Origin of the sequence: Borborobacter arsenicus (assembly GCF_003934165.1) — a bacterium.
Taxonomy (GTDB): Bacteria; Pseudomonadota; Alphaproteobacteria; order Rhizobiales; family Rhizobiaceae; genus Pseudaminobacter; species Pseudaminobacter arsenicus.
Genome location: NZ_RKST01000007.1, coordinates 151,293 through 166,751 on the forward strand (window position 1 = coordinate 151,293; position 15,459 = coordinate 166,751).

The 15,459-nt window shown below is 64.5% G+C and carries 13 protein-coding genes; 4 read left to right on the plus strand and 9 right to left on the minus strand.

The window, feature by feature from the left end; all coding sequences use genetic code 11:
• Positions 1-16: 16 nt before the first annotated feature.
• Both EET67_RS12975 and EET67_RS12980 read left to right on the plus strand, forming a co-directional pair.
• Complete coding sequence (locus EET67_RS12975; RefSeq protein ID WP_128626604.1) at positions 17-874, plus strand: CoA transferase subunit A; 858 nt, start codon at positions 17-19, stop codon at positions 872-874.
• Positions 871-1,677: a CoA-transferase subunit beta gene (locus EET67_RS12980; protein ID WP_128626605.1), complete on the plus strand. Its 807-nt coding sequence runs from the start codon at positions 871-873 to the stop codon at positions 1,675-1,677. Before EET67_RS12975 ends, EET67_RS12980 begins: the two co-directional genes overlap by 4 nt.
• 38 nt (positions 1,678-1,715) lie before the next feature.
• Here the strand turns inward: EET67_RS12980 and EET67_RS12985 are convergent, their stop codons facing one another.
• The 7 genes from EET67_RS12985 to EET67_RS13015 form a co-directional block, all read right to left on the minus strand.
• Positions 1,716-3,104, minus strand: coding sequence for a YncE family protein (locus EET67_RS12985; RefSeq protein ID WP_128626606.1), 1,389 nt, complete (start codon positions 3,102-3,104; stop codon positions 1,716-1,718).
• 140 nt (positions 3,105-3,244) lie between these two features.
• Positions 3,245-4,021 (minus strand): 2,3-dihydro-2,3-dihydroxybenzoate dehydrogenase, encoded by a 777-nt coding sequence (locus tag EET67_RS12990; protein ID WP_128626607.1) that lies wholly within the window; start codon positions 4,019-4,021, stop codon positions 3,245-3,247.
• Between the two features lie 11 nt (positions 4,022-4,032).
• The gene (locus EET67_RS12995; protein ID WP_128626608.1) at positions 4,033-7,917 is read right to left on the minus strand and encodes a non-ribosomal peptide synthetase; all 3,885 of its coding nucleotides are present in this window, start codon (positions 7,915-7,917) and stop codon (positions 4,033-4,035) included.
• Position 7,918: 1 nt separating this feature from the next.
• Positions 7,919-8,167, minus strand: coding sequence for a phosphopantetheine-binding protein (locus EET67_RS13000; protein WP_128626609.1), 249 nt, complete (start codon positions 8,165-8,167; stop codon positions 7,919-7,921).
• A 12-nt stretch (positions 8,168-8,179) separates the two neighbouring features.
• Positions 8,180-8,815 (minus strand): isochorismatase family protein, encoded by a 636-nt coding sequence (locus EET67_RS13005; protein WP_128626610.1) that lies wholly within the window; start codon positions 8,813-8,815, stop codon positions 8,180-8,182.
• Positions 8,816-8,820: 5 nt separating this feature from the next.
• Positions 8,821-10,449, minus strand: a complete 1,629-nt coding sequence (locus EET67_RS13010; protein WP_128626611.1) for a (2,3-dihydroxybenzoyl)adenylate synthase — start codon at positions 10,447-10,449, stop codon at positions 8,821-8,823.
• Positions 10,446-11,654 (minus strand): isochorismate synthase, encoded by a 1,209-nt coding sequence (locus EET67_RS13015; RefSeq protein WP_165899894.1) that lies wholly within the window; start codon positions 11,652-11,654, stop codon positions 10,446-10,448. The genes EET67_RS13010 and EET67_RS13015 overlap by 4 nt, the downstream gene beginning before the upstream one ends.
• Positions 11,655-11,851: 197 nt before the next feature.
• Between EET67_RS13015 and EET67_RS13020 the strand changes: the two genes are divergently transcribed.
• On the plus strand, positions 11,852-12,340 hold the full coding sequence (locus EET67_RS13020; RefSeq protein WP_128626613.1) for a cytochrome b: 489 nt from the start codon (positions 11,852-11,854) through the stop codon (positions 12,338-12,340).
• Positions 12,341-12,366: 26 nt separating this feature from the next.
• Positions 12,367-13,473 (plus strand): ABC transporter substrate-binding protein, encoded by a 1,107-nt coding sequence (locus EET67_RS13025; RefSeq protein ID WP_128626614.1) that lies wholly within the window; start codon positions 12,367-12,369, stop codon positions 13,471-13,473.
• Positions 13,474-13,585: 112 nt separating this feature from the next.
• Here EET67_RS13025 and EET67_RS13030 read toward each other — a convergent pair whose 3' ends face one another.
• Together EET67_RS13030 and EET67_RS13035 are read right to left on the minus strand one after the other, a co-directional pair.
• Entirely contained in the window at positions 13,586-14,374 is a 789-nt protein-coding gene (locus EET67_RS13030; protein ID WP_128626615.1) for an ABC transporter ATP-binding protein, read from the minus strand.
• The gene (locus tag EET67_RS13035) at positions 14,371-15,426 is read right to left on the minus strand and encodes a FecCD family ABC transporter permease (RefSeq protein ID WP_245450891.1); all 1,056 of its coding nucleotides are present in this window, start codon (positions 15,424-15,426) and stop codon (positions 14,371-14,373) included. Before EET67_RS13035 ends, EET67_RS13030 begins: the two co-directional genes overlap by 4 nt.
• Positions 15,427-15,459 lie beyond the last annotated feature (33 nt).

Genomic DNA, 15,459 nt, shown 5'->3' on the forward strand with positions numbered 1-15,459 from the left:
CGAAGAGAGAATGAAAATGACCAAATTCCTCCCGCTGTCGCAGGCCGTTGCCGAAAACCTGCATGACGGCGACACGGTGGCTTTCGAGGGCTTCACTCACCTTATCCCCACTGCCGCCGCGCATGAGGCGATCCGCCAGGGCTTCAAGGAGCTGACGCTGGTGCGTATGACGCCCGACCTGATCTACGACCAGATGATCGGTATGGGCATGGCGAAGAAGGTGGTCTTCTCCTATGCCGGCAATCCCGGCGTCGGCCTGCTGCGCCGCTTGCGCGATGCGGTCGAGAACGGCTTCCCGCACGCGATCGAGGTCGAGGAGCACAGCCACGCCGCCATGGCCAATGCCTATGAGGCGGGCGCGGCCGGCTTGCCCTGCGCCATCTTCCGCGGCTATCGCGGTGCGGAACTTGCCAGGGTCAACCCGAACATAAAATCGGTGATCTGCCCGTTCACTGGGGAGGTGCTGGCGGCCGTTCCGTCGGTTAGGCCGGATGTTACCTTCATCCATGCGCAGAAGGCCAACAGGAAGGGCGATGTCCTGATCGAAGGCATCATCGGCATCCAGAAGGAGGCGGTGCTGGCGGCAAAGCGTGCCGTGGTCACCGTCGAGGAGGTGGTGGAGGATTTCGACGGCCTGCACCCCAATCTCACCATCCTGCCCAGTTGGACGGTGACGGCAATCTCGGTTGTGCCGGGCGGGGCCCATCCTTCCTACACCCACGGCTACTATATCCGCGACAACGCCTCCTATCTGGAATGGGACAAGATCGCCGCCGACCGCGACCGCTTCCGCGAATGGATGCAAAAGAACGTCATGGAAAAGACCGCCGGGGATTTTTCAGGCCGCGTCGAACATCTGAGGAATGCAGCATGAGCGAAGCTTCCACCAAGCTGGGTTTCACGCCCAATGAGATGATGACGATCGCCGCCTCGCGCGCGCTCGGCAATGACGATGTATGCTTCGTCGGCATCGGTGCGCCATCGGCCGCCTGCAATGTGGCGCGGCTGACCCATGCGCCCGACGTCACGCTGATCTATGAATCCGGCACCATCGGCACCGCGCCCGACGTGCTGCCACTGTCGATCGGCGATGGCGAATTGTGCGACACTGCCGTCACCACCGTCTCGGTGCCGGAGATGTTCCGCTACTGGCTGCAGGGCGGCCGCATCTCAATAGGCTTTCTCGGGGCCGCGCAGATCGACAGGTTCGGCAATATCAACACCACGGTCATCGGCGACTACGCCCATCCCAAGACGCGCCTGCCGGGCGGCGGCGGCGCGCCCGAGATCGCGACCTCGTCGAAGGAAATCTACATCACCATGGCGCAGTCGAAGCGCGGCATGGTCGAGAAGATCGACTTCTTCACCTCCTTCGGCCATGGCGAGGGCGGCGACCACCGCCAGCGGCTGGGCATCGGGACCAAGGGTCCGACGCTGCTGATCACCGATCTCGCGACCTGGAAGCCCGATCCGGTGACCAAGGAGTTTACCGTGGTCTCGCTGCATCCGGGCGTCAGCCGCGAACAGGTGCAGGAGACCTGTGGCTGGACGGTGAAATTCGCCGACCGGCTGGAAGTAACGCCGGCGCCAACTGAGCTCGAGCTTTCCACCCTGCGCGCCTTGCAGGCACGCACCAAGGCGGCGCATGAGGGGACTGCCAACGGCAAGGCGGCTTGACCGTGGCCGAGGCCACGGTCACCGCAGTGCCGGGAGCCTTATTTTTTCGCTACGATTTTTGAAACCCGGTCGCCTTGCGGATCGTCCGCGCTGCGAGACTTGTTGACCGCATAGACCGTGCCTTTGCCGTCGGAAACGACATGGTTGGCAAGCGGTGCATTTTCCAGATTGGCGACGATATTGCCTTCCGGATCGACGACGGTCACGGTTCCGGCATCGCGGCTGCTGACATAGGCCAGGCGTTCCACCGGGTCGAAAGTGACATTCAGCGCGCCGGCACCCACGGCCACGTTGCTGAGCGTCTTGCCGCTTTCAGCATCGACGATCAGCAGATTGTCGCTGCCCTGGCCTGCCACGAAAATGCGGTTGGTTTGGGCATCATAGGCAACGCCGATCGCCGTGCGGGCGCCCTCGACCTTGAACACCTTCTCGACACTGTCGCTCGCCACATCGATGATTGCCGCTTCGCCGGTGGACAGGCTCACCGCGTAGAGCTTGCCCGAGGTGGCGTCGAACTGCAGGCTGCCGACCGAGAAATCCTCGCCGCGCTGGGTACTGTCGATCTCGATATATTTGATGAAGCTCAAGCTCTTGGCATCCAGCACCGCAACCCTCGGCGTGCCGGTTGAGGAGACATAGGCCTTGCCGTTCTTCTCGTCTATCGCCACGTCGCGCGCATGCTTGACCGTGCCTGGATCGAACTGCTTGACCAGCGACAGATCGGACTGCTTGTAGACGGCAACAGTGTTCTGGCGCGTATTGGTCACCCAGACCGTGCCGCTCGCATTGTCCACGCCGACGCCATAGACGGCGAACACGCCGCCTTCCTCGCCATCCTTGCGTGCAGGAGCCGCTGCCGGCGTGGCCTTCGCCTCGATGGCAAGCGTATCGGGGTTCACCTTAAGCAGCGCCGAATCCTTGATCGCCGGCGGGCGCCCGCTGGAGGACGTCACGAACAGGGCATTGCTCTTTGCGCTATATGCGCTCTGGTAGAGGCCCGGAACCAGCTTGTTGGCCTGGACGTCGAACTTCTCGGCACCTGACAAAGGCACACGCGGCGACACTTTGAGATCGACGATCTCGGCATGGTAGGGCGCGCTCGTCGTCAGCACCAAAGGATGAGTGCCGACGACGGAATCGTCGGGTAGCTTGAACTTCGCCTCGAACTTGCCTTCCTGATCGGTGGTGACGGCGCCGTCGCCGAGCGTCTGTGCCCCGCGCAGGATCGTGATGGTCTGGCCGGGCTTGAAGTTCTGGCCGGAAATCTTCACATCCGAACCGGAATAGACGGGCTGGCCCTGTTCGGCCGCCCCGGCGCGCACGCGACCCTGGAAGTTGGCGTCGGGCGCATCGAAGGCAACCTGCGCCAGCGCGGTGCCGAGGCTGAGCGCCAGCGCGCAGGCCGCGATTATCAAACGCAATCCCATTGCTGGCCGGTTTCGGGAGGCGGGTGTGGACATACCGTGCATGGGATTTCCTGTCAGTTGAGACCGCTGCCAATGGCGATCGAATGGGAGAACGGCAGTGTTCTATATAACATGATAATCTTGCTCAAGTTATATTTCCGTCATGCACGCAGGGTCGCACCACCGTCGACATAGAGGTCGCCCATGGTGATGTGGCCGGCACGGTCGGAGAGCAGGAAGACCACGGCCTCGGCCACATCGTCCGGGGTCGCCAGCTTTCCGAGCGGAATGCCGCTTTTGAAGGTTTCGAGCGAGCCGGCGATCACTTTCTGCGCCCCGGCTTCGTCGGCCCACATGCCGGTCTGCATTGGCGTCAGCGTCGAGCCGGGCGCGACGATGTTGCAGCGTATGCCCAAGGGCGCCAGTTCCAGCCCGAGGCAGCGGGTAAACATGGTGGCCGCTGCCTTGGAAGCGGCATAGGCAGCCATGGCGTGCCGGGGAATGCCGGCCGCGTTGGAGCTCACCGTCACCAGCGCGCCGCGCCGCCCAACCTTCATGCGCCTGGCCAGCGCCCGCGAGACATGGAACACGCCGTCACAATTGACGGCAAAGACGTTGCGCCAGGTTTCGTCCGAAGTCTCGGTGACGAGATCGGTGGAGAGGATGCCGGCGACGCTGACGCCGAGATCGATCGGGCCATGTTCTTTCTCCCGTCGATCCACCAGCGCCTCGACGGCAGCGGCATCGCGCACGTCGAGCATGGCGGTCGTCACCCGTCCGGCGGGAAGATCGGCCAGCGGCGCAAGGGCAGCCGCATCGACGTCGGTGGCGAGTACATGTGCGCCTTCGTCCACCAAAAGCCGCACTACGGCCTCGCCGATGCCGCCCCCGGCACCCGTTACCAGCGCGGTCTTTCCCTCAAGTCCGGTCGGGCGCATGCAAAACTCCTTCAGTCATATTGGGCGAGCCACCGGTCGAGCTCAGGCGCGATCAGCGCTGAGGCCGCCGGTGTTGTCAGTTGCGGGTGCAGGAAGGGAACCTCGATGCGGTCGAGCCCGGCGGCATGCGCCAGCCACAGATCGGGAACCAGTTCGGGGCGGTCCTTATGGTCGAGGCCGGCGCGTATATGAGTGACGGTGCCCTCATAGTGGCTGTGGTAGTGGTTGCGTACCAGCCGGTTGGTATCGAGTACCACCCGCACCACGCCGTCCAGCGCCGCGCCCGGCAGGTTGCCGAGCGAGCTGTCGCCGGCGCGCAGGAAAGCGACGATCGCCTCGCGGGTGGTGAGTTCGGGATGCGCGTTCGGATCGTGGCCGGCAATCGCCAGCAAAGCCCGAAGGGCTGCCGTCTCATCCGGCTCGGGTTCGGCCCGCCAGCACTCGGCCGGGTAGGAATCAAGCATCGCAACCACGCCGACCTTCTTGCCGCGCGCTTGCAGATGCACTGCCATTGCATGCGCGATGATGCCGCCGACCGACCAGCCGGCGAGGTGATAGGGACCCTCCGGGCAGAGGTCCGCAATGCGGCCGGCATAGTCTGCAGCCAGCGTATCGAGGCTGTCGGGCAGGGGCGTGTCGGGATCGATCGCCGGCGATTGCAGCCCGTAGACCGCCCGTCCCGCCGCCAGCGAACGGGCGAGTGTGCGATAACCCCAGGCGAGCCCGCCGGCCGGATGCACGATGAACAGCGGTGGCTTTTCATCGCCACCCGCCCGCAGCCGGATGACCGGCTCCAGCCCGCTGTCATGCACCCTGTCGGCATCTATGGACGCGGCGAGCGTGGCGATTGTCGGATGCTCGAACAGCACGCCGAGGCCGGGATCGAAGCCGAAATGTTCCTGCACGCGAAGCAGCAGATGGACGGCGAGCAGCGAGTCACCGCCAAGGTTGAAGAAATCCGCATCCGGGTCGGGCAGCGCCTCAAGCCCCAGCACCTCGGCCACGAGCCGGCACAGCGCCGCCTCGGTCGGCGTCGCCGGCGCGCGTGCCGCGGGAGCTTCGAAGCTCGGGGCCGGCAGCGTCTTGCGGTCGAGCTTGCCATTGGCGCTGACCGGCATAGTGTTCATCTCGACCACAGCGGAAGGCACCATATAGTCGGCCAGCCTTGCCGCCATATGGCTGCGCAGCCTCTCTGGCTCGTAAGCATCAGTCGGCACGACATAGGCGACGATGCGCTTGTCGCCCGGCCGGTCCTCGCGCACGATCACCGCCGCATCCGACACCAGCGCCGAACCGGCAATCGCCGCCTCGACCTCGCCGAGCTCGATACGCAGACCCCTGATCTTCACCTGATGATCGGAGCGCCCGAGATAGACGACCGCGCCGTCCTCGCGCAGTCTGGCAAGATCGCCGGTCTTATACATGCGCTCGCCCGGCCGGAACGGGTCGGGCACGAAGCGTTCCTCGGTCAGGTCCGGCCGGCCGAGATAGCAGCGGGCAAGCTGCACGCCGGCAAGATAAAGATGGCCGGCAACGCCCGGCGGCAGCGGGCGCAGCAGTTCGTCAAGTACATAGAGCCGCGTGTTCCAGACCGGAAAACCGATCGGCACCGGCGCGCTATCGTCGTCCGGTCCAGCCGGCCAGTAGCTGACATCGACGGCCGCCTCGGTCGGACCGTAGAGATTGTGCAACTCGCCCTCGATGCGGTCATGGAAGCGGTCGCGATGTTCGGCGGTCAGTTCCTCGCCGCTGCAGAAGGTGCGCGCGACGCTCAGGCCTTGCGAGGCAGGCGATGCGAGGAAGGCCGAGAGCATCGACGGCACGAAATGCAACGTGGTGATCTCATGCCGGCGCACAAGTGCGGCAATCGCCGTCGGGTCGCGATGCGCGCCGGGCGGCACCACCACCAGCGTTGCTCCGGTGATGAGCGGCAGGAAGAATTCCCAAACCGAAACGTCGAAAGTGGCTGGCGTCTTCTGCAGGAAACGGTCGGCGGCGGTGAAGCCGTAATGCGTGCGCATCCATTCCAGCCGATTGACGATGGCGCGATGCTCGATCACCACGCCTTTGGGTTCGCCGGTCGAGCCGGAAGTATAGATGACATAGGCCATGCCGCCCGGCGCGGGGGTCTCCAGCTCCGCTGCATAGGGCTCTATCGGCCAGCTTTCCGGCGGCAGCACCTTGGCTCCGGCGAATGCCTCGTTGCCCGGTTCAGCCAGCACGCAGACGGGCTTTGCCGAAGCCACGATGCGAGCCAGGCGCTGCGGCGGATTGTCGAGGTCGAGCGGCAGATAGGCAGCACCGGCGCGCAAGCTTGCCACCAGCGCCACCACCAATTCGACCGAGCGGGGCAGGGCGACCGCAACGATCCGGTCGCGCCCTGCGCCCTGCCGCTTCAACTCAGCTGCAAGGGCGGCAGTGCGGCGGTCAAGATCGGCATAGCTGAGTGTGGTATCCTCATGGACCAGTGCCGGCGCATCCGGTGTCGCCCGCATCTTCGCCTCGATCAGCGCCGCCAGCGTGGTGTCAGGCACCTCATGCTCGGTCCGGTTGGCCTCGACCAGATAGCGCTCGACATCGGTGGCGCAGGCGGTCGGCACATCGGCCAGCGCGGCTGCTTCCATGGAACTGGTAAGAAAAGCCGCCAGCCGTTCGGAATGCGCCTTGGTGGCCTCGACCGAATAGAGCGCCGGGTTGGAATCCACCTCCATCAGCAGCGCGGTGCGCGCATCGCCGCGGAAGGTGAAGGTGATATCGTCGACCGCGCCGGCACCGAGGATGTTGAGCGTAACGTCCAGCCCCGGCAGTGTCGGCGGCAGGTCGAAGGGCTGCACATTGACCAGCGGCCCGTAGAGCCGGCGCTGGCCGCCGACGAGACCGAGGTCGCGGCGCAACTGCTCCGAGCGGTAGCGCCCGTGGCGGCGGGCTCGCATCAGCCGTTTCGACATGTCGATGAGATAATCGCCGAGCGGCTGCGCCTCGTCGGGCATCACGCGAAGCGGCAATACATTCATCAGCATGCAGGGCACGCGGGCCGCCGCATTGCCCAGCCGGCCCATATGCGGCACGCCGATGACGATTTCGTCGGTGCCGGCAAAGCGTCTGCAATAGGCCGCCACCAGCGCGGTCAGCGCATCCGGCCAGGTCACTTTCGCATCGGCTGCGAAGGCCAGCAGACGCTCCATGAAGACAGCGGGCAGATAAAGGCTTTCGCGCTTGAAGCGCGGGCTGGAAATGGCGCGGCCGGGCGCCATGCCGGTGACCGGCTCCAGCCCTGCCATCTCCTCATGCCAGAAGGCACGGTCGGTCTCGCGCTTTGGCGATGCCGCATAGGCACGGTCGTCATCCAGCGTCACCTGCAACGGCGGAAAGCTTGCGGCCGGTTCCGTGCCGTTCACTAGACAGGCATAGTGCTCCGCCACCCGGTTGGTGACGAGCACCATGCCGAAGCCGTCTATAGCCAGATGATGGATGCGCTCGTAGAAGAAATGCCGATCGGGCGACAGCCGGTAGAGAAGGAAGGCCGCGAGCCTGTCGCGCGAGAGGTCGAGCGGCGTATTGGTGTCGGCCTCGATTGCCGCCAGCGCCTCGGCCTGCGGATCGGGCGACGCTGTCAGATCGACAATTTCGAGGAACGGGAGCCGTGCCGGATCGACCACCTGCAGCGGCCCGTCCGGTCCGTCCTCGAAGCGCAGCGCCAGAGCCTCGGCCTCGCGTACCGTGCGGTCCACCGCATCGCGGAAGGCTTCGATGTCGAGCGGCCCGGCGATGTCAAGATATTGCCCGGTGTTGAGGATCGGATTGGTCGGGTCGATGCGCTGCGTGTACCACAGGCCAGTCTGCGCCTCGGTCAGCGGCGCGCCTGTCTGGCAAGCGGCAGCAGGCTTGGCATCCATATCAGGCTCTGCTGCCCGCGCCTGCCTGCTTGGTTTCAATCGCCTCCCACCAGCCGGCCAGCGTGAAGCGGTCGGCCAGTTCGGCAAAGTCCAGGTCGAGGCCATCTTCCTGCCATTTCAGGATGAGGTTGAGCAGCCGCATGGAATCGATGCCGAGATCCATCAGATTGTCCTCGATGCCGATGCCGTCAGGGTCCTCGTGGATCATTTCGGCAATGTCGGCGCGCATGCTTTCCAGCGTGATGGCCATGTTTGCCTCCGGTCAAACAAGTATCGCGACGAGCTGGTCGGTACTGGCGACGCTGCCGCAGCGCCCCGCCACCCACTCCAGCGCGAGATCGTGCTTGTCGCGTGAAAAATCCGCCAGGGCGTCGGCGGCGAAGAACGCCTCGATGTCGCGCTGGAAGGCTTCCGCCGCCGTCATCATGCAGCCGATATGGGCATAGATGCCGGTGACGATGAGCTGGTCGCGTCCGCGCGCGCGCATCAGCGTTTCCAGATTGGAGCGCTGGAAGGCGCTGTAGCGGTGCTTGACCAGCACGAAATCGCCCTGCTGCGGCGCCAGCGGCGTGATGATCGCCTGGTCCGCCTCGACGGCGCTCATGCCCGGCCCCCATATGTCGGCCTGCAAGCCGCGGTCGCGTCGGTCCTGATCGCCGTTCTGGGCAGTGTAGAAAACGGGAATCCCTTTTATCCGGCAATGCGCCGCCAGGCGCGCAATGTTGGCTGTCGCCGGCGCGAGAGGAGAGGCATCGGCTATGAAGGGCCGCACGAAATAGTTCTGCATGTCGTGGATGAGCAGTGCCGCACGGTTCGTGTCGACCCTCCATGGCCCGCGCGATTGCGGCAGTTCGGCTACCGTCGGCAGTTCATATGGCTGGATGATTGGAAGCCCCATGGCCCTCACTCCTTTACTGCTTCGGCGTCGAGGAATGCCTGCCGCAACTGCGCGCGCAGTTCCTTGCGGCTGATCTTGCCGACTGCCGTTGTCTCGAACCGTTCCACGAAGCGGATCTGGTCCGGCACCTTGAATTCCGCGACGTTGCGGGTGCGCATCCAGGCCTTGATGGCGGCTGCCTTCGGCACCTCGCCTTGCGGGATGATGAAGGCGCAGCTTCGCTCGCCAAGGAACGGATCGGGGATCGACACCACCGCCGCATCGAACACCTGGGGATGGGCCAAGAGATGATCCTCGATCTCCTCTGCCGACACCTTCTCGCCGGCGCGGTTGATGTGATCGGTCGCCCGGCCCTGCACGACCAGATAGCCTTCGCGCGTGCGCCGCACTACATCGCCGGTGCGGTAGAAGCCGTCCTGCGTGAAGGAGCGTTCATTGGCTGCCAGCTCGTTGTGATAGGTGCGGATCGTATAGGGACCGCGCGTCAGGAGATTACCCGACTCGCCCTCGGCCACGGGCTTGCCCTCGTCATCGACGATCAGCACCTCGTCGTCGGGACTGATTGGGCGGCCCTGTGTTTCAACGATGATGTCTTCGGGGTCGTCCAGGTGGGTGTAGTTGACCAGCCCTTCGGCCATGCCGAATACCTGCTGCAACGTGCAGCCGAGGGTAGGGCGCACCCGGCGCGCGGCTTCCGGCATGAATTTCGCGCCACCGACCTGCAGCACCTTCAGGCTTGACAGGTCATGCTTGGTTTTCGGGGCGGCCTGCATCCACAACAGTGCGAGCGGCGGCACCAGCCCGGTGATCGTAACCTTCTCCTTCTCGATCAGGGCAAAGGCCGTCTGCGCATTTGGCGAGGGGCACATGACGATGCAGCTGCCGGCATGGAGCGCACCAAACACGCCGGGCGAGCTCATCGGGAAATTATGCGCCACCGGCAGCGCCGTCATATAGACGCTGTCCGCATCCAGCCCGCAGATCTCGGCGCTCGCGCGAAACGAATAGATATAGTCGTCATGGGTGCGCGGGATGAGTTTCGACAGCCCCGTGCTGCCGCCTGAAATCTGCAGGAAGGCGACGTCCGAAGGCGAGGGGTTGCCCGGCAACAGCGATGGGTCGGGCGCGAAATCCTCGAAGCGGGCGAATTCCTCCGCTTCGCCGACTACCACGACATGGCGCAGTTCCGGTACTTCCGCGTTTACCTCGCGCGCCAGCACGCGATAGTCGAAGCCGTCGCCTTTGTCGGCCACCACATAGCCGGCAGCCTCGGCCTTGCGCGCAAAATGCGCTATTTCGGTGCGGCGGTGAGCGGGCAGCGCATAGACCGGGATCAGGCCGGCATAAAACAGGCCGAACACGACCGACAGGAATTCCGGCCGGTTGCCGATCTGGACGATGACACGCTCGCCCGGCTTCAGCCCCAGCTTGAGGAAGCCGGCGGCGGCCGTCTCGGCGCGAAGGTGCAACTCGCCATAGCTCCAGCGCTCTTCACCGCCGACCACGGCGATGCGGTCCGGGAAAGCGGCGGCGCGCTCGCGCAGCATCCTGGGAAAGGTCTCGCCGCGCCAGTAGCCCTTTTCGCGGTAAAGGCGCGCGAGCTCTTCCGGCCAGGTCTGGCGGATCGGCATCATGCCGCGCGCTCCCGAAGCGGGCGACCCTGCTCATCGATGCCGAGCGCCGAAAGCAGCGCCACGAACTTGGCCGAGGTCTCGTCGGTTTCGGCCACAGGGTCCGAGCCCGCTACGATGCCGGCGCCGGCATAAAGCGTTGCCTGTGCACCGGCGATGCGCGCCGAGCGGATCGAGACATACCATTCGCCGTCGCCCTGTTCGTCGGTCCAGCCAACCGCACCGGCGTAGAAGCCGCGGTCGTAGCCTTCCAACTCGCCGATCACTTCGGCTGCCCGCCGGCGCGGCAGGCCACAGACAGCCGGGGTGGGGTGAAGCACGGCGGCAAGCTCGGTTACCGGTGTCTCACTGTCCTTGAGCGTTCCGACAATGCGGGTGCCCAGATGCCACATGCTGGCCGTCGGCCGAAGCGTCGTGCCCTTGGGCGCGGCAAGCTCACGGCAATAGGGGGAGAGCGCATCGAACACCGCATCGACCACGGCCTGATGCTCGCGCCTGTCCTTCTCGGAGCTTTCCAACGCGGCGGCCGAACGACGGTCGGCAGCCGCGTCGCTATAGCGCCGGGCGGAACCTGCCAGCGGATGCGAGATCACATTCGCGCCGCGCTTGGAAACCAGCAATTCCGGTGTTGCGCCCACCAGCAGCGGTTGCGGCCCCGAACGCTCGCCCGGCAAAAGCGTGGAAAACACGGTGACGCTGCGGTCCTGCCCCAATGCGCGCAGCAGGCCGGCCGCATCGAAGGCGTGCGACGATGACAGGGAGAGGCTGCGCGACAGCACCACCTTGGTCAGCGGCTCGACATCTGCGGCAGAGCGTTTGATCAATTCCAGGCAGGCGGCGACGGCATCGCGATAGGCCGAAGGCGCAGGCTCGGGCCGGATGACACAGCGCGGAGCCTCCAGCACCGCTGCCGCAGCGGGCAGCGTTTCCACTTGTCCCTCAACCCTGACGAGCGTTTCCGGCTGGAACAGATAGTCGGCTTGCGAACGATCGAAGGGCAGCGCGCCGACGATGACGCGCGGGCCATCGGCATGAGCGGCGAAGAAAGTGCAAACGCGCTCGGCAAAGCTATCGATCGCCCCGGGCTCAACTTCGGCGCGCACGCCTTGCGCAACCACGGCGCGTTCGGCGTCGCGCAGCCGAAAGGTGGGTTCTGCCCCTGAGGCAGGCTGGCGCTGCTCTCCTGCAGACTGGCTTGATGACGACAATATCCGCATCCGATCCTGAAATCCGGCCCATCCGCAGGTGCATTCCAAGCACCACCGGCAACGGCCCCAACGCAATTTCCCGGGCACCAATAAAAATATGAATTGCAATGTCAACTTAAAAACTTGCAATGTAGAAGGGAATTCATGATGCCACCGCGGGTGGAAAATGACCGAGGTTTAAGAGGCTGGTTGAAAGCATGAACGGAAAGGTCCGGTACGATCCGGTAGCGGTCTGGCTGCATTGGCTGGTGGCGGTGCTGGTGCTGGCACAGTTCGCCACCGGCTGGATATGGGGCTGGTTCGAGCGCGGCTCGGAGCCGCGTTTCTATCTTTTCCGCACCCACATTTTCATCGGATCGACCATATTGGCGCTGGGGCTGCTGCGTGTCGGCTGGCGTCTTGGCCATACCCCGCCACCGCTTCCGGCCGACATGTCGAGATTGCAGGCGCTCGCTGCGCATGCCACGCACCGGCTGCTCTATCTCGCTATTCTGCTCCAGCCGGTACTCGGCCTGTTGACGATCTCCACCTTCGGCAAAAGCCTCGGCCGCTGGCCGCGCGATCTCCACAATCTCGGTGCGAAGCTCATCGTCGCCATCGTCGCACTGCATGTCGCAGCCGCCCTCTGGCATCAGCTGATTCGCAAGGACGGGCTGCTGGCGCGCATGATCCCGGCCCGCCCGTAGACCTTCATCAGCAAACAGGAAATCCGATGCGGTATTCCAGCAAGACCGGTATTTTCGCCTGCGCCTTGTTTGCGCTGCTTGGCGTGATGGTGGCGACAATGGCACGGGCCGAAATCCGTGCCAGGGATATCACCGGCCGTCAGGTCGTGCTGGCTGAGCCTGCCCATCGCATCCTCATCGATGACGGCCGCTACCTGATCGCGCTGTCGCTCATTCACCCCGATCCGGTCAGCCTGCTCTCGGCATGGCCGCGCGACATCAACCGCATCGGCCCCGAGGCCTATCGGCACTATGCGGAAAAATTCCCGGCCATCGAAAAGCTGGCGAAGAGCTCCAGTTCCGCAGGTACATTCTCGGTCGAGCAGGTATTGGCGGCCCAGCCCGATATCGCCATCTTCTCGCTGCAGTCGAAACCCGGCGATGACGACATAGGCCGGCTGGAAACGGCTGGCGTGCCCGTCGCCATCATCGATTTCTTCGACCAGCCGCTTGAAAATCTGGAGCCGAGCCTGCGCTTTCTGGGCGAAATCATCGGCCGCCGCGATCAGGCGGAAGAATTCATCGCCTTCCGCCGGGAGCGCATGGAGGCAATCGCTGCAAAGGTGGCCGCTTCGTCCAGCCCTCGTCCGCGCGTGTTCCTCGAGCCGCATGCGGCTCGCACGGATGAGTGTTGCGCCTCGCCGGGGCGCGGCAATATCGGCAACTATATCGAGTTCGCCGGCGGCGAGAATATCGGTTCGGTGCTGCAGGGCGTGACCGGCATGCTCAACCTCGAATATGTGATCTCGGCCGACCCTCAGGTCTACATCGCCACCGGTGGCCCGCATATGGAGGGAACGAACGGCCTGCTGATCGGGCCGGGCTATGACGAGCAGCGCGTGCGCGAGACGCTGGCGCGCGTGGCAGCCCGCAAAGGCATTTCCGGCAGCACGGCGGTGCGCGAGCATCGGGTACACGGACTTGCCCATCAACTCGTCAATTCGCCGCTGGATATTCTCACTGTCGAAGCTCTGGCGAAATGGATACGTCCGGATCTCTTCCCGGATATCGATCCCGAAAAGACACGGCAGGAGATCAATGAACGGTTCCTTGCCGTACCGCTCACAGGCATCTACTGGATGGATTTCGATTAAATCTGCGGTTCAAGTATTTGATATGATGGTTAAGCTGTTGAAGCTAACTACATGTCTTTACATGATTTAAAGACGCAAGTCTGGTTGCGATTTTTCCGGAATTGGCGGAAAATCACACGTCATCGTCGACCATCACCTGCAGATAGCCGCGTGAGCAGTGCTCGACGCGTGCCTCGACGCCATAGACGCCGGAAAACATCTTTGGCGTCACCGCCTCGTCGGGACTGCCATCGGCAAATACCTTGCCGCCCGAAAGCACGATGATGCGCTCGCACCAGCGGCAGGCCAGCGCGATGTCGTGCAGCACGAGTATGGTCACGATGCCGCGCTCCCTGGCAATCGCCTGCACCACCTTCATGACGCGCAGCTGATGGTTGAGGTCGAGCGCGCTGGTCGGCTCGTCCAGCAGCAGCACGGAGGGTCGCCGCGCAATCGCCTGGGCGAGGCTGGCCATCTGGCGTTGGCCGCCGGACAACTCGTCCAGCGCCCGCATGGCAAGCTGCTCGATACCTAGGCGGGCGAGCGTCTCCAGCGCCAGCTCCCTGTCCGCGCTCGAGGCCCGGCCGTGCGGTGAGGCCTTCAACGCGCCAAGCAGCGCCTCGAATACGGTAAGCCCCACGCGCTGGGGCAGCGCTTGCGGCATATAGGTGACGTGGGCGGCATGTTCGGTAGCACTTGCGCCGACCAGTTCACGCCCGCCAAAGCGGATTGAGCCGTATGCCCGGTTAAGCCCCGCCAGCCCGCGCAGCAGCGTCGTCTTGCCGGCCGCGTTCGGGCCGACCAGTGCCGTCAGCGCGCCGCCGCGGATGGGAGAAAGCGAGAGATTGTCGATGACCTTGCGGCCGGGATAGCCGACCGACAATCGTTCCACAGACAGTGTGGCAGATGCGGTGTCGCTCATATGCGTTCCCGCCGCAGGAAGATCAGCGCCATGAAGAAGGGAACGCCGATCAGCGCCGTAACGATGCCGACCGGCATCACGGCGCCGGGAACGATCACCTTGCTCGCCACGGAGGACAGCGACATCACCGCCGCACCCGCTGCCATTGAGGCCGGCAAGAAGAAGCGATGGTCCTCGCCGACCAAGAGCCGCGCAATATGCGGCCCTACCAGTCCGACAAAGCCGATCGTGCCGACGAAGGCTACCGAGGTGGCGGCAAGCAATGACACACGCAGCAGCGAAACAAAGCGCAGCCGTGCCACGTCCACGCCGAAGCTGCGAGCCCGATCTTCGCCCAAGCGCAGCGCCGTCATCTTCCAGGCCGACCACATGGCGGTCGGGGTGACGAGCACGATTGCGGCGAATAGCACCGCAAGCTTTTCCCAATTGCCGCGCGCCAGGCTGCCCATGCTCCAGAACACGAGCTGCTGCAGCGCCTCCTGCGTCGCCACGAACTGGATCAGCGCCACCAGTGCGTTGAAGGTGAAGACCATGGCGATGCCGAACAGCACCAGCGTTTCAGGCCCGGTGCCGCGCAGCCGCGACAGGGCCTGCAACAACAGCACGGAGCCGAAGGCGAACACAAAGGCATTGCCCGACACGATCCAGGAACTGGCGATGCCCGGCAGGCCGATGCCGAGCACGATGGCCAGCGCGGCTCCCAGCGATGCGGCCGACGAAACACCGAGCGTGAACGGGCTCGCCAGCGGATTGTTGAGGATGGTCTGCATCTCCGCACCGGCGAGCGACAGGGCCGCACCGACCAGCACGGCAAGCAGCGCCTGCGGCAGGCGCACATCCCAGATGATGACACGGGCGGGAGCAGAAAGCTCGCCGGGGAAGAACAACCCCTTGACCGCATCCGCCACCGCAAGCTGGGAGGGACCGGTCACAAGGTCGGCCATGAACCCTGCCAGCACGATGGCGCACAAGCCGGCCAGCACGGCCAGCCGTTTGCGGACCAGCCGGCCATAGTCCTCGATCACAAAAGAAGCATGCGTGCTGTCGGCCAAAGAAGCATCCTGAAGCGTTTGCCCGGCAAGTTC

Excerpts from the sequence above, each read along its gene's own strand:
- EET67_RS12975 (WP_128626604.1), top strand. The coding sequence starts at position 17 with ATGACCAAATTCCTCCCGCTGTCGCAGGCCGTTGCCGAAAACCTGCAT.
- EET67_RS12980 (WP_128626605.1), top strand. The coding sequence starts at position 871 with ATGAGCGAAGCTTCCACCAAGCTGGGTTTCACGCCCAATGAGATGATG.
- EET67_RS12985 (WP_128626606.1), bottom strand. The coding sequence starts at position 3,104 with ATGGGATTGCGTTTGATAATCGCGGCCTGCGCGCTGGCGCTCAGCCTC.
- EET67_RS12990 (WP_128626607.1), bottom strand. The coding sequence starts at position 4,021 with ATGCGCCCGACCGGACTTGAGGGAAAGACCGCGCTGGTAACGGGTGCC.
- EET67_RS12995 (WP_128626608.1), bottom strand. The coding sequence starts at position 7,917 with ATGGATGCCAAGCCTGCTGCCGCTTGCCAGACAGGCGCGCCGCTGACC.
- EET67_RS13000 (WP_128626609.1), bottom strand. The coding sequence starts at position 8,167 with ATGGCCATCACGCTGGAAAGCATGCGCGCCGACATTGCCGAAATGATC.
- EET67_RS13005 (WP_128626610.1), bottom strand. The coding sequence starts at position 8,815 with ATGGGGCTTCCAATCATCCAGCCATATGAACTGCCGACGGTAGCCGAA.
- EET67_RS13010 (WP_128626611.1), bottom strand. The coding sequence starts at position 10,449 with ATGATGCCGATCCGCCAGACCTGGCCGGAAGAGCTCGCGCGCCTTTAC.
- EET67_RS13020 (WP_128626613.1), top strand. The coding sequence starts at position 11,852 with ATGAACGGAAAGGTCCGGTACGATCCGGTAGCGGTCTGGCTGCATTGG.
- EET67_RS13025 (WP_128626614.1), top strand. The coding sequence starts at position 12,367 with ATGCGGTATTCCAGCAAGACCGGTATTTTCGCCTGCGCCTTGTTTGCG.
- EET67_RS13030 (WP_128626615.1), bottom strand. The coding sequence starts at position 14,374 with ATGAGCGACACCGCATCTGCCACACTGTCTGTGGAACGATTGTCGGTC.